The following is a 24,891-nucleotide window of genomic DNA, read 5'->3' as shown; positions in this document are numbered from 1 at the left end:
TATATTAAGACATAATCTACAAGTTGTTACTTAATCGTGACATCTAGATATTATATTGCGCATCCATTAAATATACCTTATGAAATTTTTACCCTATCTATTCCTATTAGGATTTGTGTTTGTAACAGCTCAACCTAGTGCAGACAATCCATGGATGGAACAATTAAGAAAAGAGAAAAGTGGCGAGCTTACTTACCAAGATATTAAAAGTGCTGGTGAAGCTTATTGGGCAACTCACGATAAAGATGCAAAAGGAAGTGGATACAAACCTTTTATGCGTTGGGTAGATGCAGCCTCAGCTTATGTAAAAGAAGATGGTACATTACAAGGTGCGCGAGATATTGCTCAAATAATTAATCAACGAAAAGGACAAAAAAGTGGCTTAACTGATAACTCTAACTGGAATGCAATAGGTCCATTCACTACCCTAGGAACAGGCTCATGGTCTACAGGTCAAGGTAGAGCAAACACGATGATTGTGGACCCTAATAATGCTAACACTTATTATTTAGGAGCACCAGCAGGTGGAATATGGAAATCTACAGACGCAGGAGTTACATGGTCACCATTATCTGATTTTTTAACTGAGATAGGTGTAAGTGCGATTGCAATAGACCCAACAAATTCTAATGTAATCTATATAGGAACTGGAGATGATGATGGTGGAGACTCTTACAGTATAGGATTGATGAAATCAACTGATGGTGGTCAAACGTGGAATACTACAGACTTGACTTTTGCAGGATCAACAGGTAATATTAGTGAAGTATACCTTGACCCTAGAGATAGCAATAAAGTTTTTGTTTCTTCTAATCAAGGTTTTTATAGATCTATTGATGGAGGAAATACGTTTACTAGAAACTTTCCTGGAAACGTAAAGGACATTAAATTAAAACCTAATGCACCAGACACCATATATTTAAGTACCAGTAATGCATTTTACATCTCTACTGATAATGGAGTATCTTTTTCACAACCATCTACAGGTCTTCCTTCAGGTATGAGAAGAAGTGTAATCGCTGTAACACCAGCAAATGCTAATTATGTATACTTACTTATCATTAATAATAATGCATCACTAATGGGATTGTACCGCTCTACAAATAGTGGAATGACCTTTACAAGAAGAGATAATGGTACTGATATTCTAGAAAGTGGACAGGGAAATTATGACCTTGCACTTGAAGTATCCCCTACAAATGCCGATTTAGTTTATACAGGATGTTTAAATATTTGGAGATCTTTTAATGGCGGAATCTCTTTTTCAAATGTAAATTCTTGGAGTAATCCTTCAGGACCTAGCTATACGCATGCAGATATTCACCAGATAAGACAATTCGGTAACGAGCTTTTTGTAATGTCTGATGGTGGAATTTATCGTAGTACTTCTAATGCAAGTTCTTTTACAGACCTAACTGCAGGTGCTCAAATAAGTCAATTTTACAGAATTGCTGTTAGTTCGCAATCGAGCGCAGACATAGTAGGTGGATTGCAAGATAATGGTGGACATGCTAGAAGTGGTGATCAATGGAAGAATTTCTACGGAGCAGATGGAATGGATGGAGGAATTGATCCACTTGACTCCAATATTAGATATGGATTTATTCAAAGCGGTGGCGGACTTTATTTCACAAATAATGCCGGTAACTCTCTTCAAGGATCTATAAACAGACCTTCTGGGGAATCTGGTAACTGGATAACTCCACTTAAAACAGATAGTCAAGGAACTATTTATGCAGGATACACGAGGCTTTATAAGGTTCAAAATGGAGCGTTTGTATCTGTTTCATCTCCTTATGGTTCTAATATCGATGTTCTTGAAATAGATCCAACTAATGATAATATCATCTATATGGCTATCAATAGCCAGTTATACAGAAGTATTAATGCAGGTGTTAATTTTGTGCCAGTAGCTGGATTTCCTCAAAATATAACTGCAATTGAGGTAAGCAATAATGATAATAATATTGTTTATGTTTCCACACAATTTTCTTTCGGTAGTGTTTATAAGAGTACTAATCAAGGTACCAATTTCACAGATATTACTAGTAATCTGCCTGATTTAGGAAAAAATACTCTTGCTAGTTTACCTCTAAGTGTAGATGGAGAATTATTTGTAGGAACAACTAGAGGTGTTTACAAATATGATGACGTTACCACTCAATGGATCACATTCAATAATAACTTACCTAATGTTAATGTGAGAGATTTAGAGATTAATCCTGTGGATAATATATTAACTGCTGGAACTTATGGTAGAGGAATTTGGCAAACTTCAGCGTTTGCAGGTTTACCACCTACAGATATTAAATTAGTAAGCCTTGCAACCTCAAACACCTCTGTAACATGTAGTAGTTCTGACATAGATGTTCTTATTGAAAATGGTGGAACTAATGATATTAATTCTTTTAATATAAGTTACTCCATTAATGGAGGCACGGCAGTAAGTGCAAACTATACTCAAACTATTCCTTCACAAGGTCAATCTGTTGTTACACTAACTGGACTTAACTTAGCTCTAGGAACTAATGACCTAGCAGTTACGGTAAGTACTTTTAATGATGCGTTTGCAAATAATAATAATGAGACAACTAGTGTTTTAAAAAATAACTCTGGAGTAATCAATGATGTTCATCAATTTGAAAATAGAGATTTCTTAACTCTTAATGAAGCCACTGGAGCAATATTATGGGAACGTGGTGTGCCTACAGGATCTTCACTTAATCAAAGCGCGAGTGGAACTCAAGTCTATGGGACTAATCTAGACGGTAACTATCCAGACGCTACAATAGCATATTTATTTACGGGCTGTTATGACCTAGTTGGACTTAATAATCCAACATTACAATTTGAAATGGCTTTTGATCTAGAGCAAGATTGGGATATTATGTATACAGAATATAGCACTGATGGTGGATTGAACTGGAGTATTCTAGGTAGTTCTACAGATCCTAACTGGTATAATTCTAGTAGAACGCCTAATGGTGTAGATTGTTTTAACTGTGTTGGAGCACAATGGACTGGTACTGACACAACTATGAAGACTTATTCTTATGATTTATCAGCTTTTAGTGCTGAAAACAATATCACATTTAGATATGTATTCCAATCAGATGATTCAGTAACTGAAGAAGGAATTGTGATCGATAATGTAGTTGTCACTGGAACTCTAAGCAATAGTGATATCGCTCTTGAAGATTCCTTTAAAGTATATCCTAATCCTTCTCAAGGTAACTTCACATTATCATGGAATAATGCTAATGAGTTTGACTATTCTATCTATGATGTGACTGGGAAACTTATTACGACTAAGTCAAATAATACAGGTGAACAACATCAAATTAATATTAACGGAGTTGCTCAAGGAATGTATTTCTTAAACATTACTACAGCGACTGGATCCGTAACTGAAAAGCTTATTATTAAATAAGTTTTTCAAACTTTAATTCATTAAAAGCCCACAATTTGTGGGCTTTTTCTTTGAGCACTAGTTAATTATAATTTAAAGAGTAAAGGATAGGTTTAAACTATACCTATATTTCGTAACATTCTTTAAAAGAATGCAACTAACCTTTAAAATAAACTTATCATGAAATTAAAACTTACCATTATAGGTGCTTGCGTAGCTGCAATAGCTCTTACTTCTTGTGAAGATAAAGAGCCTAAAACTTATCCAGGTTTAGACCTGACCGCAATGGATACAAGCGTATCCCCTAAAGATGATTTTTACCGCTACGTGAATGGATCATGGATCGACTCTACTGAGATCCCAGCAGACCAAACCGTTTGGGGTGGATTCAACAAACTTAGAAAAGATACAGATGCCGACGTTCTTGCCATTCTTGACAAAGCGATGAACGATAAAAATCTAGATGCTTCTTCAGATCAAGCAAAGGCTGTTTATGTATTCCAAAGCATCATGGATACTAACTCTAGAGATAAAGCAGGTTACGAACCTTTAAAACCATACCTAGCACAAATCGATGCCATAAAATCAGTTGATGAAATTCCTACTTTACTAGCAGACCTTTCTTCAAAAGGATTGAGAGGTTTCTACGGATTTGGTGTAGGACCAGATGCTCAAAATACTGACATGAATGTCGCGCAAATGGGACCTGGCGCTCTAGGGATGCAACGTGAATACTACGTAGATCTGGATGATGCAGATAACAGAGAAAAACTTGCCGCTTATGAAAAACACATAGCTCGCATGTTAACCATGACAGGAACTGACCCAGTAAAAGCAGCACAAGATGCGCAAACAGTAATTGCGATTGAAACTAAAATGGCTCAACCACGATTAGATAAAGTTGCTAGTAGAGATCCTTTAAAGCGCTATAACCCTATGAGCATGAAAGAGTTTAAAACTCTAGTTCCTGCAATCAACTGGGATGTATATTTTGATAAACTTGATGTAAAGGAATTTGACAATATTATCGTCTCTCAGCCAGCATACTTGACCGCATTGAATGACATGTGGGACAACAGTAATCTTGAGGCTATGAAAACTTACATGCGCTGGACTATGGTGGACGCAGCTGCAAGTATGTTATCTACAGAGCTAGAAGATGCAAACTGGGATTTTTATAGTAAAACCATGCGTGGTGCAAAAGAACAACGTCCACGTGATGAGCGTGCTCTTGGAACCGTTAATGGAACTCTAGGTGAAGCTCTTGGTCAGTTATATGTAAGTGAAAAATTCCCAGCCGAGGCTAAAGCCAAAGCAAAAGAAATGATTGAGTACGTGAAGAAAGCTTATGAAGTACGTATCAATGGTCTAGCATGGATGAGTCCAGAAACTAAAGAAAAAGCAATCGAAAAGCTTAACGGAATGACCATAAAAATCGGTTATCCAGACCAGTGGAAAGATTATTCTGAAATGGAAATTAAATCTCCTGAGCAAGGTGGAACTTTATTTGACAACATGCTTGCTGTTCAAGCTTGGAACTACCGTGATAACTTGAACAAACTAGGTGAAAAAGTAGATAAAACAGAATGGTTTATGGCACCACAAACGGTAAATGCATATTACAATCCTTATTATAATGAAATCGTTTTTCCAGCTGCAATTTTACAACCACCTTTCTATGATTATAAGGCAGACGCTGCTTTTAACTTTGGTGGAATGGGCGCTGTTATAGGTCATGAAATCTCTCATGGATTTGATGATAGTGGAGCAAAATTTGACGCAAACGGTAATATGACAGATTGGTGGACTGCAAACGATAAAACGCAGTTTGAAGCACTAGGAAAAGATCTTGCAAACCAGTATAGCACAATAGAAGTGCTACCTGGAGTAAATATTAACGGTGAGTTTACATTAGGTGAAAACATAGGTGATCTAGGTGGAGTTAATGCGGCTTATGACGCACACCAGTTATGGATGAAAGATAAAGGTCGACCAGAAAACATAGATGGTTTCACACCAGAACAACGTTTCTTCTTGAGTTGGGGAACGGTATGGAGGACTAAAATGCGAGATGAAGCTTTAAAGCAACGTATTAAGAGTGATACACACTCACCAGGAATGTATCGTGGTTATGTGCCACTTCAAAATATTGATGCATTCTACGACGCGTTTGACATCAAAGAAACTGACGGAATGTACATGGCTCCAGACAGCCGTATTAAAATCTGGTAAGATACAAATCCATTAAAATTAAAAGGCTTTCTTAATAGAGAGCCTTTTTTTATGTAGTTGAGTTATCTTTAAACCAGCAATAAAGCGATAATTATGAAACAGTTTTTACTAGTGGCGTTAGTGGTGTTAGGTTCCGCTTTCGCGAAAGCGCAATCCTCAACTAAACAAGAGTACATAAAAGCAAACTATACTAAAACCGTCCACCAGATTGAGATGCGTGATGGCGTGAAATTATACACACACGTTTATAGTCCAAAAGACACTTCAAAAAAGTATCCCATAATGATGCAACGCACCTGTTACAGTGTGCGACCTTATGGAGAAGATGCTTACCCGAGCCGTTTAGGACCTAACGAGTTACTTATGAAAGAAGGCTACATATTTGTTTATCAAGATGTGCGTGGTCGCTGGATGAGTGAAGGTGATTTTGATAACATGAGACCCAATATCCCTGGAAATGATGTCAATAATAAACAAGATATCGATGAGAGCTCAGATACTTATGATACCGTAGAATGGCTCATAAATAATATTCCAAATAATACTAGGAAAGTAGGTCAATGGGGTATTTCTTATCCTGGATTTTATACGGCGGCTGCGTTACCTGATGCGCATCCAGCACTAGTGGCAAGCTCACCTCAAGCACCTATAGGTGATTTCTTTTTTGACGATTTTCATCACATGGGAGCAACATTACAGAGCTATATTTTTGCCTATCCAGTATTTGGACATCAAACAGAACCTACTACAGAGAGCTGGTATAATGACAAATGGGACAAGTTAAGAGCTGCAGGTAGTATGAAAGACTCTTATGAGTTTAACCTAAGCATAGGACCACTTAAAAATGTAACAGAAAATATATATCCCGATAACTTTTTCTGGAAAGATGTAGCAACACATCCTAACTATGATGAATTCTGGCAAAAACGATCTATAATTCCACATTTAAAAAATGTAGATCATGCAGTTATGACTGTAGGTGGCTGGTTTGATGCAGAGGATCTTTATGGACCATTGAATATTTACAAAAATGTAGAACGCAATAACCCAAAGAATAAAAACAACACGATTGTCATGGGACCATGGAGTCATGGAAATTGGGCTCGTGAGCCAGGAAATCAGATGGTAAATCACATCCATTTTGGTGATAGTCTTTCTACGTTCTACCACAGAGAAATAGAAACACCATTCTTTGAACACCATTTAAAAGGAGAAAAAAATCCTGTGTTGCCAGAAGCTTACATGTTTGATACAGGATTAAAGCAATGGGAGAAATTCATGCAATGGCCACCACAGCAAGATGAAATCGTTTTTGGATTTGGCAACAATGGAGAATTGCTAGTAAACCAAGCTGGAGATAAAAAACTTAAACATACCTATACCAGTGATCCATCTAAACCAGTTCCTTTTAGAAGTGAAGTGACTCCTGTTACTTTTACTCCTAGAGCTTACATGACTGACGACCAGCGTCACGCTTCACGCAGACCTGACGTGATTACTTTTCAAACAGAAATTCTTGAAGATGACATGAGACTTGCCGGAGAAATTAATGCAAACCTTGAAGTAATCCTCAAAGGTATCACTGATGCAGATTTTATAGTTAAAGTAATTGATGTCTATCCTGATGATATGGAAAACGGAGAACACACTCCAGAATATGTGACTCTAGCAGGATATCAACAGCTCGTGCGTGCAGAAACTTTTAGAGGTCGATTCAGAAACGATTTCTCAAAGCCTGAGCCATTTAAAGAAGGAAAGAAAACTATCGTTAATTTCCCTTTACAAGATGTATTGCACACCTTTAAGAAAGGACATCGAGTAATGATTCAAATTCACAGCACATGGTTTCCATACATAGACCGCAATCCACAAAAATATGTGGAGAATATCTTTGAAGCTACTGAAAGTGATTTTACAGTAGGAGAAGTAACAATTACTGGTGCTAGTACAGTAAGTGTAGGAGATAATAACGGAATTGACATGCAATTGCCTAAATTGAAACAGTAATTAGTAGGCAGTATTTTAGTACGCAGTCCTTTTCGCTTTAAAATTAAAGCCTAGACTTGTTATTTTCTCTTTTATAAAATCAAGAATTGAGGTGCTCAAAATGCGATTTTCTTAGTGAAAAGCAATGTCTTAAAACTTTTTAGATATGTCTTTAAACAGAAGTAAGCCTGTAATTAACTGATATTATTTTATTTAAGGCGGTCTTCGAGAGCCTCAGACCTCACAATGTGACTGAAGACTGAGGACTACTCGACTTGAGACTAAAGATGCATTTCATCGAATAATTATAACCAATAAACCTGTTTATTCATCATTTATTCCCATATTCGTCATCCCTAAATTCAATGACTAATCATGGAAACTACCTTTTTAGAAGAAAAACAACCTAACTTAATTGTGGCAACTTATAAATTTTTAAAAGGTCTGTTTACTCTGATTATTAAAACATTTTTTGTTTTTTAAAACACACTTTTCATAATTAACCAAAAAAATCCTCTTCCCTAAAGAGGATTTTTTTATGCTCTCTAATCTTATAGACAGATTGGAACAAATTGACTTCAAAGCATTTCCCTAACCCTAAAGGGAAGGTTTCTAATTATCAAATAATAAAATTAATATGCTTCAAGTTTCCGCACCCTTTAGGGTTGGGTAATGGAAACCTATCTAAGTCATATGCAGTTTAGCACAATTCCATTTTGAAAATAATACTGCAGACAAACTCAGAATAAAAAACGAACAACAGGACTGAAGACTGAAGACTTAAAGACTGCTTACTGAAAATTTATCCCTTAGGAATAGCAGCAATCAACTTTCTGGTATAATCTGTTTGCGGATTACGATACAACTCGTCAGCTTCATTTTGTTCTTCTATCTTACCTTGATTCATGACAATGACTTGATCACAGAAATATTTCACCACGGCTAGATCATGCGAAATAAACAAATAAGAAAAACCATAATCTTCTTTAAACTCATTCAGTAAATTGAGTACTTGCGCCTGAACTGAAATATCTAGAGCACTTACAGACTCGTCACACACAATCAATTCTGGTTCTAGAGCAACTGTTCTTGCGATTCCTATGCGCTGTCGCTGTCCACCACTAAATTCATGTGGATACCGGTTGAACTGTTCTGGAGTTAAGCCTACACGTTCTAGTAATTTCATCACTCGATCTTTACGATCTGTATCGCTCGTTCCTATTCCGTGCCATTTCATAGGTTCCATAATCGCTTGCCCTACCGTCAATCGCGGATTCAAAGACGCAAACGGATCTTGAAATATAATTTGGATTTCTTTTCTCAAAGCTCGCATTCTACTTCCTTTGAGATTTGTAATATCTTCTCCTTTATAGATCAGCTGTCCACTGGTAATATCCCGCAATCCTAGAATCATGTTTCCTAGGGTGCTTTTACCACAACCGCTTTCACCTACTAATCCTAAAGATTCACCAGCATACAGCTTTAAACTCACTCCATTTACCGCAGTAAAGTATTCTTGAGGTTTAAAAAACTTCTTTTTTAACGGATATTTCTTAACCACATTTACGAGTTCAAGTAAAGGTTGTTGAGTATAAATTTTTTCATGAGATGTTGCACGTTGAGTAGCATCTATCAACTCTGACGGCACTGCGTCATTCATAAAATCACTTATAGTAGGAAGTCTTTTAAGTCTAGTTTCAGTATCTGGCCTAGCGGCTATTAAAGCTTTAGTATAGGTTTCTTGAGCATTTTCAAAAAGCTGTTGAGGTGTTCCCATTTCCACCACTTTTCCTTTATACATCACCGCAATCCTATCTGCTATTTCATGAACTAGACCTAGATCATGAGAAATAAACAATACGCTCATTCCATATGCTGCCTGTAGTTCTTTAATAAGTAGAATAATCTCTTTTTGAACCGTTACATCAAGAGCTGTGGTAGGTTCGTCGGCAATAAGGATTTTAGGTTTGCAAGCAATGGCCATGGCAATCATGACACGCTGCATTTGTCCGCCGCTTATCTCGTGTGGATATTTATTAAAAGTATGTTCAGGAACTGGTAATTTCACCTTTTCAAAGAGTTGTAAAACTTCCGCTTTAATTTCTTTAGAAGATAGCTTGGTATGAATCTCTAGAATTTCGGCAACCTGAGCACCACAAGTGATGGTAGGATTGAGAGAACTCATAGGTTCCTGGAAGATCATGGATATGACGCTTCCGCGAAAGCGTGACCAATCTCCACTCTCAAACTTCAATAAATTCTTATCCAGTACTACCAGCTCATCTGCTTGAATAATAGCATTATTTACCGGCAATAAACCCATTAATGCCTTAGAAGTAACAGATTTACCACTACCCGATTCTCCTACTACGGCAAGAATTTCGTTTTCAAAAAGTTCTAGACTGACATCAAACAGCACCTGATTCTCTTGCTTTCCGTTTTTGAAGGAAACATTGAGATTTTTAATAATGGCCAGTGGCTTATTTGGTGACGATTTGATCATCTGTAAGTAATGGTTCTAGGCGTAATTTAAGGAGTATTTGTGCTACCGCAATCACGTCTTTCTCGCAGTAAATAGCAATACGGTTGATGTCATTTTCTTTATAATATACATCCCGTACTTGAGAGCCATCTATATCATCTTTAGGCGACGGAATACCCAATACTCGAGTCATTAATTTAAGAGAAGTGAAATGCTTATAATCGCCAAATTTCCACAACTCCATCGTGTCTAAATGAGGAACTTCCCAAGGTTTTTTACCGAATAGATTCAGTTTTGCCGGAAGCTCTAATCCGTTAATAATCATACGTCTAGCGATATAGGGGAAATCAAATTCCTTACCGTTATGTGCACAAAGCAATTGATGCCTGCCTGAGAAATGTTCTTTAAGCAAATTGCTGAATTCTTGGAGTAATTCTACTTCAGTTCCTGTAAAACTGCGCACTCTGAACTGTCTATGAGTACGGTCCACAAAATAACCGACTGAGATGCAAACTATTTTACCAAACTCTGCCCAAATTCCAGCTCGATCATAAAATTCCTCGGGACTAAACTCATCTTTGCGTTGATACTTAGTTTTATCACCATACAATTGCTGATCTACAGCGTCCAGCTCATCAAAAGAAGCTTGCTGTGGCACAGTTTCAATGTCTAGAAATAGAACGTTATCGAGTTTAAGCGTGTTGAGCATAATACTTGATTTACATTCCTAGTTCATCGCCATCGTCATCTTCATCTTCTAATTCATTACTACTTTCTTTATAATCATCGCAATCTACAATGATGGATAGATTATTAGGCTTATTGAAATTTCCAGTTGAAATTTCAAGGTTTTCGTCTGCATAAACAGCTTTCATGTAAGAACCCCATATAGGTAGCGCCATAGAGGCTCCTTGTCCATATTTAGTAGTAGGGAAATGTACAGAACGATCTTCTCCACCTACCCAAACTCCAGAAACTAAGTTAGGTACGATTCCCATAAACCAACCGTCTGAATTGTTTTGCGTAGTTCCTGTTTTACCTGCGATTGGATTTTTAAATTCGTAAGGATAACCGGTAATTACATTTTTATATAAATACTGACTTGCGCGCCATTTACCTCTTAATCTACTACCACTTCCTTCAGTAGTAACACCTTCCATTAATTTTAAGGTTACGTAAGCCGTTTCAGGATTCATGACATCTCGAGTTTCTGGAACGTATTGAAATAATACCGTTCCATTTTTATCTTGAATGCTGGTTACAAGAACTGGTGCATTGTAAATACCTTCATTTGCAAATACGCCATATGCTCCTACCATTTCAAATAGACTTACATCTGCTGTTCCTAGTGCAAGTGATGGTACTGGCGCCATATCTTTAGTGTTCAATCCTAATCTTCCTGCTAGATCAATCACTGGTTGTGGTCCTACCTCATCCATTAATCTTGCAGATATGGTGTTTTTAGATTTAGAAAGCGCCTTCTTTAGAGACATAATGTTTCCATATTCTCCACTCGCATCTGATGGTGTCCAGTCTTTAGTATTTCCATGTTTTCCTGCAGGAATCGTATATTCTCCATCTGGCATTTCTTTACACGGTGAATATTTTAATAAATCAATTGCTGTCGCATATAAAAAAGGCTTGAATGTAGAACCTGCTTGTCTTACTCCTTTTTTAACGTGGTCAAATTTGAAGTGCTTGTGATTAATTCCACCTACCCAAGCTTTTACATGACCGGTTTGAGGCTCCATGGACATCATTCCAGCCTGCAAGAATTTCTTATAATAATAGATAGAATCTCGAGGAGTCATAATGGTATCACGTTCACGTCCTGGAGCTTGCCAGTCAAAAACGGTCATCTCTGTCTCTTTATCAAAACTCGCTAGTATAGCATCTTCAGATTTTCCTTCTCTCTTCATTCCTTGCCAGCGCTCAGACACTTTTATAGCGCGGTTGATAGAAGTCTCTATTTGCTTATCTGTAATATCTCTAAAAGGTGCTGTTTTCAATTTCTCATTTTGAGAATCAAACTCTTTTTGAAGATTTGCCATGTGAGCAACCGTAGCTTTCTCTGCATATTCTTGCATGCGGCTATCGATGGTTACATTAATTTTTAACCCATCATTATAGAGGTTATAGTTTTTTCCAGTTTCGGGATTAGTATTATTTGCTGCCCAATCTTTTAACCATTCTCTCAAGTATTCACGGAAGTACGTTCCCATACCATCATTGTGCCCTTCAGGTGAGAAATTTAGTTTGATAGGTTGTTCTCTCAAGCTATCTTTCATAGCTTCAGTCATTTTACCATTGCGCACCATTTGAACAAAAACCTGATTGCGACGGCCTAATGATTTTTCTTTAGAAACTTCTCGATGAGGATTAAACTGTCTTGGGTTTTTCAACATAGCGACAAATACAGCACTTTCTTCTACTGTTAAAGAATCTGGTTCCTTACCAAAGTAGATATTTGCTGCAGAACGTATTCCTATCGCTTGTTTCAAGAAATCAAACTGGTTTAAATACTGTGTAATGATCTCTTCCTTAGTGTATTGCTTCTCTAAACGCGTAGCTATAATCCATTCTCTTAACTTTTGGATTACTCTCTCAATAGGGTTACTACTTCTTTGTTCAGTAAAATATAGTTTTGCCAGCTGTTGCGTAATGGTACTTGCTCCACCTTTTGAACCTAAAAACGCTACTGCTCTTGCCGTTCCATAACCATCTATTCCACTGTGATCCCAGAAACGTTCATCTTCAGTAGAAACGAGTGCGTCTATTAAGTTTTGCGGTAAATCTTCATATTTTACAGGCTTGCGATTATCGGTATAGAAAGTTCCTAGGGTTTTCCCATCTGCGGTTACAATTTCTGTTGCAAGTTCCGACTGTGGATTTTCTAGAATGGTGTGATCTGGTAAAGAACCAAAAACGCCCCAAGCCGTTAATAAAAATAGAAGAATGAGCATTCCTATTCCTACGAAAATAAGTTTCCAGAACAGGTTTACGTTCTTTTTAGTTTCTTGCTTCTTTTGAGCAATTTGTGCTTTAGTTGCTGCCATGTTGCACTTGTTTTTCTATACTATAACCTATATCGAGTATTCCTTCTAACTGAGCAATACCGTCTACAGAACCATTTTTTCTCATTGCATGACGTAAGGTGAGTTGGTAAGTTCCGCTTTCGCGAAAGCGTACTCCTTCCTTATACCATAATTTATTCTCATAAACATCACTATAACCAGTGCCTAGGAATGCTCCTTGTGGCGTGGCCATTTCATATTCTAGTGTATCTGTAACGATTTTTCCATGTGGAAATTTCATCTCAGCAATTAAAAACAAATTGCGATACGCATAATCGTGATTGTTTCTCAAATTAAGAAACATGTCATAAGAGTTTATTGTGTCCACCGGTTGAATCTCAAACACAGGTGCTTCCAGTAAATCCCATTGCGCATCATTAAACGCTACCGATTGCGAGTCGACAAGATTCTGGTCGCAAGACACTAAGGTTAAACAACTTAAAAGTAAAAGTAAGGTGATTCTCATTACTCGCTTTTCTTAGGTGGTCTATTGCGATTATTAGGTCGTTTCTTACGCGGCTTATTTGTTGCCGCTGCATCTCCAGCAGGTTTTTGCTTTGCTTGAGGATTGTTAGGGTTAGGACCTTTAGGTTTGTTTTTGCTCGCAGGTTTCCTCTTAGGTCTAGGTTTATGAGTATTTTCCTGAGGTGTATTCCCTTTATTATCTTGAGGTTTAGGACCACGACTATTACGACGTTTTTTGCGCTTTTTATTCTTAGTTGCGGTGTTATCAAATCGTGTTAAACTATCCTGACCTACTACATTTTCAAAATTCACTTCTTCCTCTATCACGTGAATAGAAGCATATTCTTCTAGACTTGCTACTTTTTCTTTGGCTTTATTTTTTGCTACGATTTCATGTACTTGAACCGTAGTTAATGTGTGCCAGTTCATCCATTCACCTTCATAACAGTACCACATGATTCCTTTAAAGATGTCTATTTTTTGACAGACTGCAGTTCCTTTATCGGTATATAATTTTTGGTTTTGCTTCGGGAAATCTTTAAGCGCGTCCATATATGAATCAAGCTCATAATTCAAGCAACACTTGAGTTTTCCACACTGACCAGCCAGTTTCTGCGGATTCAAAGATAGATTCTGGTATCTCGCAGCACTAGTCGTCACAGAACGGAAGTCTGTTAACCAGGTTGAACAACACAACTCACGTCCACAAGATCCTATACCGCCTAAACGAGCTGCTTCTTGACGTAAACCTATTTGACGCATTTCTATGCGTGTTTTAAATTCTGTAGCGTATTCCCTTATCAATTGACGGAAATCAACGCGTTCCTCAGCTGTGTAATAGAACGTAGCTTTAGAGCCATCTCCTTGAAATTCAATATCAGAGATTTTCATTTGTAATTCTAAACGTATCGCTATTTGACGAGCACGGATCTTCATAGGATCTTCTTTCTCGCGAGCGGCTTTCCATTTATCTACGTCGTTTTGAGAAGCGATGCGATATACCTTAGGAAAATCTTCTACCTCGTAACGTATTTTCTTTTTCTTTAATTGTACACGTACCAGTTCACCTGTAAGCGTAACGATTCCTATGTCGTGACCAGTTTCTGTTTGCGTGGCAACGATGTCGCCTATTTTTAATTGAAGATTTTCAGAGTTAACGTAGTATTCTTTACGGCTGTTTTTAAACCTTACTTCCACATAGTTAAATGGTGCTTGCCCGTCTGGCAAATCCATGTTTGCTAACCAGTCAAAAACCGTTAATTTATTACATCCACTAGTACCACAAGTACCATTATTTTTACAACCGCCTGGAGTGCCTCCACCGGTTCCACAACTATTACAGCTCATCTATCCTACGTATATATTGAAACTCAAGCCATTAACTCGCTGAGTTGAATCATTAATTTCAAACGTAAATATAGCGAAATAAGTATAGGGAAATGACCTAGTTTCATAGAAGTAAAATCACACTAATTATGGTTCTACATGATTAAGAGATAATTAAACCATAAAATCACTTTAAAAACATCATTTTCAACTAATTTTGCCGACTGAAATTAGTCCAGATTGAGATTGAAAATGGACTTAAAAACAGCCAACATGAAGAATATTTTAGTACCTATTGCAACTAGAGAAAAAGGAATTAATAATTTAACTTATGCCGTTAATTTTGCATCGATTACGCAAGCGAGAGTTTATGTAACCTGTATTAATTCTGATGGTACTGCCGAAGAAGTTTTAAGAGACGTCTTAGATTCAGTTCCAGTTATGAACAGTGTTCAGGTAGTTTCAAAAGTACTAAGCGGTGATATCTTTGAAGGAATCGATCAGTTAACTAAGTCTTTACATATCGATTTAATTATTCTTTCTCCTAAAAGTGTCGATATAAGCGAGAAGCTTTATTTAGGAAAAGTAACCGGTAAAATCGTAAAACAAAGTGATATTCCATTGCTTATCGTACCTGCTAACTTCTTATTTAGAAAACTAGATAAAGTTCTTATGGCTTTTAAAAATGCCAATTATAAGACCAATGATAATTTCTTAATGCTTGAAGATTTCTTAAACATCTTCCATTCAGAGTTACACTTACTTCATGTGAACACACCAGATGCTCCTGCAGAAGCAAACCAAATATCTAAAGGCTTACTTGATCGCAGTGCTTCTTTAACAAAATCTGATAACGCAACCGTTTTTCAAGGAATTCTAGAGCATTACAAAGAAATTAATCCAGATATGATTTGCTTATTGCGTAGAAAAAAGCAAAATATGTTTGAAAAAATATGGCAAAGCAACGAAATCCTTAAAGAAGAATTTCATTCTACTAAGCCGTTATTGATTTTAAAGGAAAGAGAATAGCGCAATAACACTATTGAAACTTTAAAGCCTTCATAAATATGAAGGCTTTTTTTATTCATCTAACTCATTGATTTTCAAACATAAAAAAATCCCAACCATTTCTGATTGGGATTAGGCTCCTCCTCTTGGGCTCGAACCAAGGACCCTCTGATTAACAGTCAGATGCTCTAACCAACTGAGCTAAGGAGGAATGTGATATACACAACACTCAAGCTATTTGCTTAAGCGAGGGCAAATATAGTATGTTTTTTTATTTGCCGCCAAAAATTTTCAATAAATTATAAAAAAATCTTGCAAATTTTTAATTGAAAATCGCTTTATAAAGATCATTACCATTTGCATACAACATTAAAGCAAGTAGAATGAAGATTCCTATCAATTGTGCGCGCTCTAGAAACTTATCTCCTGGTTTGCGGCCAGTAACCATTTCATAAAGTAAAAACATCACGTGACCACCATCCAGAGCTGGAATAGGCAATATATTCATAATTGCTAGTACAAACGAAATCCAAGCGGTACGCTCCCAGAATTTTCTCCAATCCCAAGAGTTAGGGTATAATTTTGCAATTGTTCCAAAACCACCTAACTGGCTTGCTCCTTTTTTAGTAAACACATATTTGAATTGCTTTACATAATCTTGCATGGTCCAGTAGCCATGTGCAATTCCCTTGTTGACACTTTCACCAAATGTGTAATCCAGTTGAGTCGCAGTAGCATAATCTACCGTAGGTTTTTTTCTAAAACCTATAACACGTTTATTATTATTCTTAAAATCAATAGTTTTAGTTTGAACCATTCCCATATCATTTTGAAACTTAATATCAAATGGTGTTGAATCATTGACAACATATCTAATGATATTGGTATAGTCCGTATTATAGGTAATAGGTTGACCAGCCATTTCTATAATTTTCATTCCTGGTTGCAGTCCTATCGAGTCTGCCAGAGTACCTTTTTCCACTTCTCCTACTTCAAATGGAAATCGAGCCTCAAGAGGACCCATAATATCTGCTTCAAAAACGCGACTGCCTATATCTTCTGGAATAGATATATCAACAGGATTCCCGTTTCTTAAAACGGTTACTGTTTTTACATCTCTAAAAACGAATCGATTTACTAAATTGTCTGCAATCTGTAGAGTATCTCCATCCACTAATAATACTTGATCACCATTTTCAAAACCTATCTCTTGTAACACTGGAGGCATCCCAAAACCATACTTATAATCTGTTCCAGTGGCTTGTTCTCCACCGTAAGAATAAAAAATCATGATGTAAATAAAGAAACCTACTAATACATTAACAAAAACACCACCTAACATGATAATTAAACGTTGCCATGCTGGCTTAGAACGGAATTCCCATGGCTTAGGTTCTTGAGCCATTTGCTCTTTATCCATGCTCTCGTCAATCATTCCAGCGATTTTCACATAACCACCTAATGGTAACCATCCTATTCCATATTCTGTTTCACCTATTTTTTTCTTGAATAATGAATATTTAATATCAAAAAACAAGAAGAACTTCTCCACTCGCGTTTTAAATAAACGTGCTGGAATAAAATGTCCCAACTCGTGCAAAACGATCAGTAAAGAAAGACTAAGTAAAAAATTTATGGTAACTATTAAGTATGGATGCATTGTTATTCTAAATTAAAGAGCGCAAAAATAGACCTTTGCGCCCATTTTACACAATCTATAAGCACATTTACTGCTTTACAACTCGTTGTGTAAAAGCACCATAATCTGTATTTATTTTGAGAATATATAATCCGCTGGCGTGTGGCATGTCGATTTGAAATGACTCCTGTAGCTGTAAACTCTTATGATTTGATTTCAACAATCTACCAGCAAGATCATAGAGTTCCCAAGACTTCACTGGGACATCACTCGATTCTACATGCAATAGATCATTTACTGGATTAGGATATATGTTGAATTTCGCTTTCGCGGAAGCGAGATCATTTATACTCAACGTAGCATTATTATTTCTGGAAATAGTATGAACATCTGGATCAATTTCAATTTGTACCACATTGAAAGGAACTGAAACATCAAACACCTGACCATCACTTTGAATATCTAGTAACAATTCTTGTTCTTCACCAGCATTAACGCCATAAACCTTCACGGGAACTACACCTTCAAAAAACGAAACCGATGGATGCGATTGACTCTGGGACATCGTAATACGAATCGTTGAAGAATTTAACATATTCCAGTCTGCTTGATGCGACGGATAACCTTCTCCATAAACCCAATCATTGAAAAACTCGGTAAGATTTTGCCCAGACTCTAGTTCTATTATGGCTTTTAAATCAACGGTTTTGGCATAATTAAAAGCAAGGTTGGGATCATTTAAGTAGTTCTGTAAGCTCTGTTTAAAAGTAAGATCACCTATTTTACGGCGCAAGGTATGTAGCACCATCGCACCTTTATTATAAGACATTCTTCCACTAAAAACTCTACCTACACTTAACGTGTCTGCCGCTGGAACATATACACTCTGACCAGGTTGCGATGTAGCATTATTAGTTGCGGCAGTTCTCCAATTTTTAAATGCTCCATCACCGTTTAAATGCTCAACGGTCATTCCCGTTGCATAAGTCGCAAAGCTCTCATTAAGCCAAATATCCTGCCAGCTACCACAAGTCACTTTATTCCCAAACCACTGGTGAGCCAGCTCGTGTGCAATTAATCCTTGATTAAAAGTCCCCATAAACGAAATAGTGGTATGCTCCATGCCGCCATTCCAGCCAAACTGCGCATGACCATATTTCTCAGTTCTATAAGGATAAGAACCAAATGTAGTTTCAAAAAACTGCATGATAGGAACCGTAATTGCTGTTTGCGATTGAGCAAACGCAAGATCCTCGGGATATACGTAGTTATCTATATTTAATGGTTGTGGTCCAGGAACCACATCAGTATATTTTGTGTAGTTAGTAACCGCAATGGCGATTAAATATGCAGGAATAGGATAAGTGTGTTTCCAATGAAATATTTTGCCTGTTGAAGTAGTCGTTTCAGATTGTAACAATCCATTTGAAACAGCTGTATTTCCAGCAGGAGCATTGATATAAACATCTATGTTATCGATTTTATCGTTTAAATCTTGCTTACATGGCCACCAAGCTTTCGCACCATAAGGCTCAGAAAGTGTCCATATCACTGGTGCGCCAGCATGTGTAGTTTGAGCAAAACTCCCAAAACCACTCGCAATAGGATTTCCACTATACGTTATAGATAATGAATCTAGCACACCTGCCATTTGGGTTTGCGGCAAACTTATTTGGATTTCATCTTGTGAATTATGCACATAAGTAAGTGCCTGACCACGCTGTGTGATGGTACTCACTTGCATATTTGAAGCTAGTTCAATTATCAACTGGTTCAAATCACTTACTGCTTCAAAATGTGTAGTAACTGTTCCGCTTATGAGTGGTAAACTAGGATCTGTATCGAGCTCCAATCGCACATATTTCACATCATAATTTCCAGTAGCGGCGTTTACGGCCGCAGCACTATTTGTGGTTATTTGAGACTTTGCTACACAGTAATCCACACTTTCCTGAAAATCGATATCTTGTTGAAACAGTTGTGCTTGTGTGTAGTTCGCTTTCGCGAAAGCGAGAACCAATACCACCCAACTCCATAATTTTAATTTCAATTTCATAAATATCCTATAAGAGATTCTTAAAGTATGCGACAAAGATGAGAACGACTCACTATTAGGTCGTAATTTTGTAAAAAAGTATCACAAATGCTTAATTTCTTGAATAAAAATAAATGGCGTGCTCTTTTTATGCTGGTATTATGTACCATTATATTTCTAGCGATGCAACATTTATTAACTCCTAAAAAAACTCTTATCATTCTACAACCAGATCAGTTTGACCCTACACTGGTGGATGATAGTAAGTTATTTGTGAAAAAGTACCACAAGGTAGCGCCTTTTGAATTAATTAATCAAAACGGCGATACCATCACTCAAGAAGATTATACTGGTAAAATATACGTAGCAGATTTTTTCTTCACGGTCTGTCCTACCATTTGTGTTCCTATGGCTGAGAATATGAAGTTATTACAAGAGGAGTTTGAAAATGATGATGAAGTCATGCTGTTATCTCATAGCGTTACTCCAGAGTACGATACACCAGCGATTTTAAAAGAATATGCGGTGCGCAAAGGTGTGCTCGATCATAAATGGAATCTTGTGACTGGTGATAAAGAGCAGATTTATAATCTCGCACGCAAGTCCTATCTCGCTGTAAAAGATGCTCCTTATGGTGGTAAATATGACATGGTACACACAGAGAATTTTGTACTAGTAGATAAAGAAGGTCGCCTGCGCAGTCGTACTTATGACGGTACAAAAAAGGAAGAAATCGAGGCGCTTATTGAGGATATTTATATTCTCAAAGAGACTTACAAGAATTAGACAGTGTGTCAGCAAAGAATTGTGGCACATAGATTGACTCACCATAAGTGAATTTGAAAGAGGTGATTTAGTTTGCTTTCTCGCCTAATGGAACTCGTAGTTCATTGCAAATTCTTACTTTTATCCCATAAATTAATACATGTCTTTTCTAGGTTATCTTGCTATATTTTTTGTCTTGCGCTGGTTGTACAACGCATTTGTTTCTAACGGTTCTTCAGGTGGTTTTCAAGGACAGCAAGGACCGTATCGAGGTCAGCGACAAACGGTGAGTCCGCAGGATTTTGAACTGCATTTACTATCTCTTACCTCTATAGTCATTAAAGCCGATGGAAAAGTAACAGACAGCGAGTTGCGATACGTACGTAATTATTTTATCCAGAGTTATGGAGAACAGCGTGCAAGTCAAATTTTCAAAGTTTTTAATGAGGTCGTTAAAAAACGTGAGGTAAACGCCGCCCGAATTTGTCAATATTTAAATGCACGTACTAGAATAGAATCACGCATACAGATTTTACACTTCCTATTTGGTATCGCAAATGCAGATGGTAATGTGGGCGCGGCAGAATTAAGAATTCTAGAACAAATTGCAGGGTATTTAAGACTCACGCAACGAGATTTCATTTCCATAAAAGCCATGTTTGTTCAAGAACGTGATAATGCTTATAAGATTCTTGAAATTGATAAAACCGTTCAAGATAGTGAGGTTAAAAAAGCCTACCGTACCATGGCCAAAAAATACCATCCAGACAAACTCATGGATATGGATGAGGCCTACCGCAAAGGCGCCGAAGACAAATTCCGCAAAGTTCAAGAAGCTTATGAAACAATCCGCAAGGAACGTGGAATGGCTTAATTCAGTAGGTAGTATTTTTTAGTTTACAGTCGCAGTCCCAGTAGGCAATTGAAACTCGTTTAACATTCAAAAATAAATCCATTTTTAGTTAATGTAAAAACTTCCTCTCCGCTGGAGCCGATTGAGGTGAGGCTTTCCAGTAAGCAGGTTTTTAGTAGGCAGTAGGCAGTCTTAACCTCCTAATTATATATGTTTCAAAAACTGTAAAAGTTCCTTCCCTTGAGACGATGCACTGAGCTCAGTCGAAGTGGAAGGCTAGGTTGGGTATTTAGCTAAAAATACTTAGAAAATTTTTGAAAGTAATAAAATTTAGACATGCCTAAATTTTAATTTACTCTTAACAAATTAATCCTTTACCTTTGCCGTAATGCATTCGGTATCAGAAGAAAATTATATTAAGGCCATTTATCATCTTCAAGATGGTAAACATCTTGTGTCCACAAATGACATCGCTGGTCGCATGAATACTAAAGCATCTTCAGTAACAGACATGCTTAAAAAATTAGCTGATAAAAATCTGGCTGAGTACATACCTTATAAAGGAACCCGATTAACACAAAACGGGATTAATTGTGCAACTCAAATCATCAGAAAGCACAGACTCTGGGAAGTGTTTCTTGTTGAAAAACTAAATTTTACATGGGATGAAGTTCATGAGGTAGCAGAGCAACTCGAGCACATTCAATCTCGCAAACTCATCGACGAACTAGATGCACTTCTAGGTTTTCCTAAAAACGATCCTCACGGCGATCCCATTCCCGACGCTCAAGGAAATTATGAAAAAACTAAAAAAACAGCCCTTTCTCAACTTGACAAAGGTCAAAAAGGAATTCTAACAGGAGTACTCGATACCTCAACCCGATTTCTACAATACCTCGATAAACATCATATAGAATTAGGAACTCAAATAGAATTGCTAGAAAAAGAATCTTTTGACGGTTCTTGCCTTATTAAAACTGAACTCAAAGAAATCCATATTTCTAAATCTATTGCAGATAATCTTTACTTAAAAACCATAGGATGAAAATAAAATTACTCATCGCTGTTCTCGCTATCACTACTATCGTAACAGCACAAACGACAGATCGCAATTCAGAACCATTAATCACAGATCGACCAGACGCTACTGAATCTCCATATACCGTAGGTAAAGGAAATTTTCAAATAGAGACTGGAGCACTTTATATTGATAATAGTGAAAACGGAATCGATATTACTGAAACCGTTTACAACACTACGTTATTAAGATATGGATTATCTAGCAATTTTGAAATCCGTTTAGGTTGGGATTATTTAAATTCAAATGCACAACGCCGCAATCAAGAACTCTTTGATGCGACGGGTTTGAATCCATTGCTGGTAGGTGCAAAAATTGAAATCACAGATGAGAACGGATGGATTCCGCAAATAGGTCTTTTAGGACACCTGCGACTTCCTTTTACCGCAGTGAGTGAATTCAAACCAGAAAATACCGGAATGGAATTCTTCTTTGCGTTTGATCACACACTGTCTGATAAGGCTGGACTTGCCTACAATCTAGGAGCACGCATAGGTGACGATCGTTCCCTTGAATATACCTACACGTTAGCTTACGGCTATTCTATCACAGAGAAATTTGGTGTATACGGAGAGCTTTACGGTAGTTTCCCAGAAGATAGTAAAGCGGCACACCTTTGGGATGCTGGAATTACTTATCTAGTTAACAACAACTTACAACTGGACGCTACCGTAGGAACAGGTTTTCAAGGCTCTGCGACAGAGCAAGATTTATTACTTAGCGTAGGTTTAAGTTATAGGGTTTTAAAGAAGTAATAGGTTTTTATTTATCTCGCTTTCGCGAAAATGTAAACACAAAACAACATCATGAAATATAGCTTCTACATATTACTATCTCTACTGCTCGTGAGCTGTGGAGAAACCAAAGAAGATAACGGTAAATTAAAAGTAGTTACCACGACCACAATGATCACAGACATGGTAGAAAATATAGGTGGTGACCTCATAGAAGTCAACGGTATGATGGGAAGTGGTGTAGATCCACATTTGTATAAACCGAGTGAAGGCGACATGAGAAAACTCACTAATGCCGATGTGATTTTCTATAACGGACTGCACTTAGAAGGAAAACTAGTAGACGTTTTTGAGAAAATGAACGGAATAGGAAAAACGACCATCGCCATAAGTGATGCGCTGGATAAATCTACACTTATAGGTAGTGATTATTTTGCCAGTAATTATGATCCACACATTTGGTTTGACATCGATTACTGGACCCAAATGACTGAGTTTGTTACTGTAAAACTCATCGAGATTAATCCAGAAAATAAAGCGGCTTTTGAAAAAAACCGTGACATTTATCTGAAAAAATTAGCCGATTTAAAAAGAGAATTAGCTTCTAAAATAGAAGAACTTCCTCAAGAGAAACGCATTCTCGTTACGGCACATGATGCTTTTAACTATTTCGGTCGTTCCTTTGATTTTGAAGTTGTAGGATTACAAGGCCTTTCTACCGCAACCGAAGCTGGAGTAAAAGACGTACAACGCATCACACAATTTATCATTGAGAACAAAATTAAAGCCGTTTTTGTAGAAAGTAGTGTACCACGTCGCACGGTTGAAGCTCTTGAAGCTGCAGTAAAAGCTCAAAATCACGAAGTTCAAATAGGTGGAGAACTTTTTAGTGATGCTTTAGGAAGTGGCGGCACTGAAGAAGGAACTTATATAGGAATGTACAGGCATAATGTCAACACGATAGTTAACGCACTTAAATAATGGAACCTAAAATAGCCGTAGCAGTAGATGATTTAACGGTCGCTTATAATTATAAGCCTGTGTTGTGGGACATCGATTTATCAATTCCTGAAGGTGTTCTTATGGCCATAGTAGGTCCTAATGGCGCGGGAAAATCTACATTGATAAAATCCATATTAGGCATAATTGATCCCATCGCTGGATCAGTTGCTATCTATGGTAAACCTTATGCTAAACAACGCGATAAAGTAGCCTACGTTCCACAAAAAGGAAGCGTAGACTGGGATTTCCCGACTACAGCACTCGATGTGGTGATGATGGGAACGTATGGATCTCTAGGCTGGATTAAAAGACCTGGAGCAAAACAAAAAAAGCAATCCCTTGAAGCACTAGAAAAAGTAGGAATGCTCGCTTTTAAAAGTCGCCAAATTTCCCAGCTTTCTGGTGGTCAGCAGCAACGTATTTTTCTAGCTCGCGCACTGGTTCAAAATGCAGCTATTTACTTTATGGATGAACCTTTTCAAGGTGTAGATGCTACGACTGAAATTGCGATTATCAACATATTAAAAGAACTGCGCAAAGCTGGTAAAACGGTAATCGTGGTTCATCATGATTTACAGACGGTTCCTGAATATTTTGATTGGGTGACGTTTTTAAACGTGAAGCATATCGCCACAGGTCCAGTTAAAGACATTTTTAATGATGATAATCTGACTAAGACTTATGGTATTAATTATAAGGTAGCTGTGCAACAGTGATGAATTTAAACTCACACTTGAATTTGAAAATTGAACTTTACGTAACCACGCTTTCGCGAAAGCGTATTTAAAAACCACTATCCAATC

17 protein-coding genes and 1 tRNA gene are annotated in these 24,891 nt (G+C 37.2%); 10 read left to right on the top strand and 8 right to left on the bottom strand.

Translation table 11 applies throughout. The annotated features are described in order from the left end of the window. The first annotated feature begins 79 nt into the window (after positions 1 to 79). From ACSHWW_RS01030 to ACSHWW_RS01020, 3 genes are all read left to right on the top strand, one after another. Positions 80 to 3,430 carry a T9SS type A sorting domain-containing protein gene (locus ACSHWW_RS01030; RefSeq protein WP_435680546.1) on the top strand — a complete coding sequence of 1,117 codons (3,351 nt, stop codon included), beginning with the start codon at positions 80 to 82 and terminating at the stop codon, positions 3,428 to 3,430. A 159-nt stretch (positions 3,431 to 3,589) separates the two neighbouring features. Next, positions 3,590 to 5,641: a M13 family metallopeptidase gene (locus ACSHWW_RS01025; RefSeq protein WP_435680545.1), complete on the top strand. Its 2,052-nt coding sequence runs from the start codon at positions 3,590 to 3,592 to the stop codon at positions 5,639 to 5,641. 93 nt (positions 5,642 to 5,734) lie between these two features. Continuing rightward, positions 5,735 to 7,648 (top strand): CocE/NonD family hydrolase, encoded by a 1,914-nt coding sequence (locus tag ACSHWW_RS01020; RefSeq protein WP_435680544.1) that lies wholly within the window; start codon positions 5,735 to 5,737, stop codon positions 7,646 to 7,648. Positions 7,649 to 8,429: 781 nt separating this feature from the next. Here ACSHWW_RS01020 and ACSHWW_RS01015 read toward each other — a convergent pair. From ACSHWW_RS01015 to ricT, 5 genes are read right to left on the bottom strand one after another with little or no spacing between them, the layout of a single operon-like run. Then, the gene (locus ACSHWW_RS01015) at positions 8,430 to 10,130 is read right to left on the bottom strand and encodes an ABC transporter ATP-binding protein (protein ID WP_435680543.1); all 1,701 of its coding nucleotides are present in this window, start codon (positions 10,128 to 10,130) and stop codon (positions 8,430 to 8,432) included. Beyond that, positions 10,108 to 10,818, bottom strand: a complete 711-nt coding sequence (locus ACSHWW_RS01010; RefSeq protein ID WP_435680542.1) for a 3'-5' exonuclease — start codon at positions 10,816 to 10,818, stop codon at positions 10,108 to 10,110. The genes ACSHWW_RS01015 and ACSHWW_RS01010 overlap by 23 nt, the downstream gene beginning before the upstream one ends. 10 nt (positions 10,819 to 10,828) lie before the next feature. Beyond that, positions 10,829 to 13,165: a transglycosylase domain-containing protein gene (locus tag ACSHWW_RS01005; protein WP_435680541.1), complete on the bottom strand. Its 2,337-nt coding sequence runs from the start codon at positions 13,163 to 13,165 to the stop codon at positions 10,829 to 10,831. After that, positions 13,152 to 13,649 carry a gliding motility lipoprotein GldH gene (locus ACSHWW_RS01000; RefSeq protein ID WP_435680540.1) on the bottom strand — a complete coding sequence of 166 codons (498 nt, stop codon included), beginning with the start codon at positions 13,647 to 13,649 and terminating at the stop codon, positions 13,152 to 13,154. The genes ACSHWW_RS01005 and ACSHWW_RS01000 overlap by 14 nt, the downstream gene beginning before the upstream one ends. Then, a complete protein-coding gene (gene ricT, locus ACSHWW_RS00995) occupies positions 13,649 to 14,995 on the bottom strand; it encodes a regulatory iron-sulfur-containing complex subunit RicT (RefSeq protein WP_435680539.1) in 1,347 nt (448 codons plus the stop codon). Before ricT ends, ACSHWW_RS01000 begins: the two co-directional genes overlap by 1 nt. Positions 14,996 to 15,247: 252 nt before the next feature. Between ricT and ACSHWW_RS00990 the strand changes: the two genes are divergently transcribed. Continuing rightward, a complete protein-coding gene (locus ACSHWW_RS00990) occupies positions 15,248 to 16,003 on the top strand; it encodes a universal stress protein (RefSeq protein ID WP_435680538.1) in 756 nt (251 codons plus the stop codon). A 116-nt stretch (positions 16,004 to 16,119) separates the two neighbouring features. Here ACSHWW_RS00990 and ACSHWW_RS00985 read toward each other — a convergent pair. From ACSHWW_RS00985 to ACSHWW_RS00975, 3 genes are all read right to left on the bottom strand, one after another. After that, positions 16,120 to 16,193 (bottom strand) — tRNA-Asn (locus ACSHWW_RS00985). Positions 16,194 to 16,304: 111 nt separating this feature from the next. Further along, complete coding sequence (gene rseP / locus ACSHWW_RS00980) at positions 16,305 to 17,642, bottom strand: RIP metalloprotease RseP (protein ID WP_435680537.1); 1,338 nt, start codon at positions 17,640 to 17,642, stop codon at positions 16,305 to 16,307. Positions 17,643 to 17,709: 67 nt separating this feature from the next. Next, positions 17,710 to 19,677 (bottom strand): M1 family aminopeptidase, encoded by a 1,968-nt coding sequence (locus tag ACSHWW_RS00975; RefSeq protein WP_435680536.1) that lies wholly within the window; start codon positions 19,675 to 19,677, stop codon positions 17,710 to 17,712. A gap of 87 nt (positions 19,678 to 19,764) precedes the next feature. Between ACSHWW_RS00975 and ACSHWW_RS00970 the strand changes: the two genes are divergently transcribed. The 6 genes from ACSHWW_RS00970 (at position 19,765) to ACSHWW_RS00945 (ending at position 24,804) form a co-directional block, all read left to right on the top strand. Next, entirely contained in the window at positions 19,765 to 20,442 is a 678-nt protein-coding gene (locus tag ACSHWW_RS00970; protein ID WP_435680535.1) for an SCO family protein, read from the top strand. Positions 20,443 to 20,581: 139 nt separating this feature from the next. Continuing rightward, positions 20,582 to 21,295, top strand: coding sequence for a TerB family tellurite resistance protein (locus ACSHWW_RS00965; RefSeq protein ID WP_435680534.1), 714 nt, complete (start codon positions 20,582 to 20,584; stop codon positions 21,293 to 21,295). A 367-nt stretch (positions 21,296 to 21,662) separates the two neighbouring features. Next, on the top strand, positions 21,663 to 22,319 hold the full coding sequence (locus ACSHWW_RS00960; RefSeq protein ID WP_435680533.1) for a metal-dependent transcriptional regulator: 657 nt from the start codon (positions 21,663 to 21,665) through the stop codon (positions 22,317 to 22,319). Continuing rightward, positions 22,316 to 23,107, top strand: a complete 792-nt coding sequence (locus tag ACSHWW_RS00955; RefSeq protein WP_435680532.1) for a transporter — start codon at positions 22,316 to 22,318, stop codon at positions 23,105 to 23,107. Before ACSHWW_RS00960 ends, ACSHWW_RS00955 begins: the two co-directional genes overlap by 4 nt. 51 nt (positions 23,108 to 23,158) lie before the next feature. Beyond that, positions 23,159 to 24,067, top strand: a complete 909-nt coding sequence (locus tag ACSHWW_RS00950) for a metal ABC transporter solute-binding protein, Zn/Mn family (RefSeq protein WP_435680531.1) — start codon at positions 23,159 to 23,161, stop codon at positions 24,065 to 24,067. Further along, entirely contained in the window at positions 24,067 to 24,804 is a 738-nt protein-coding gene (locus ACSHWW_RS00945) for a metal ABC transporter ATP-binding protein (RefSeq protein ID WP_435680530.1), read from the top strand. Before ACSHWW_RS00950 ends, ACSHWW_RS00945 begins: the two co-directional genes overlap by 1 nt. The last annotated feature ends 87 nt before the right edge of the window (positions 24,805 to 24,891 follow it).

It is taken from the genome of Nonlabens sp., from assembly GCF_051251825.1.
Taxonomy (GTDB): Bacteria; Bacteroidota; Bacteroidia; order Flavobacteriales; family Flavobacteriaceae; genus Nonlabens.
The sequence above is the reverse complement of the archived record's forward strand: the minus strand, read 5'-3'. Positions and strand labels throughout refer to the sequence as shown.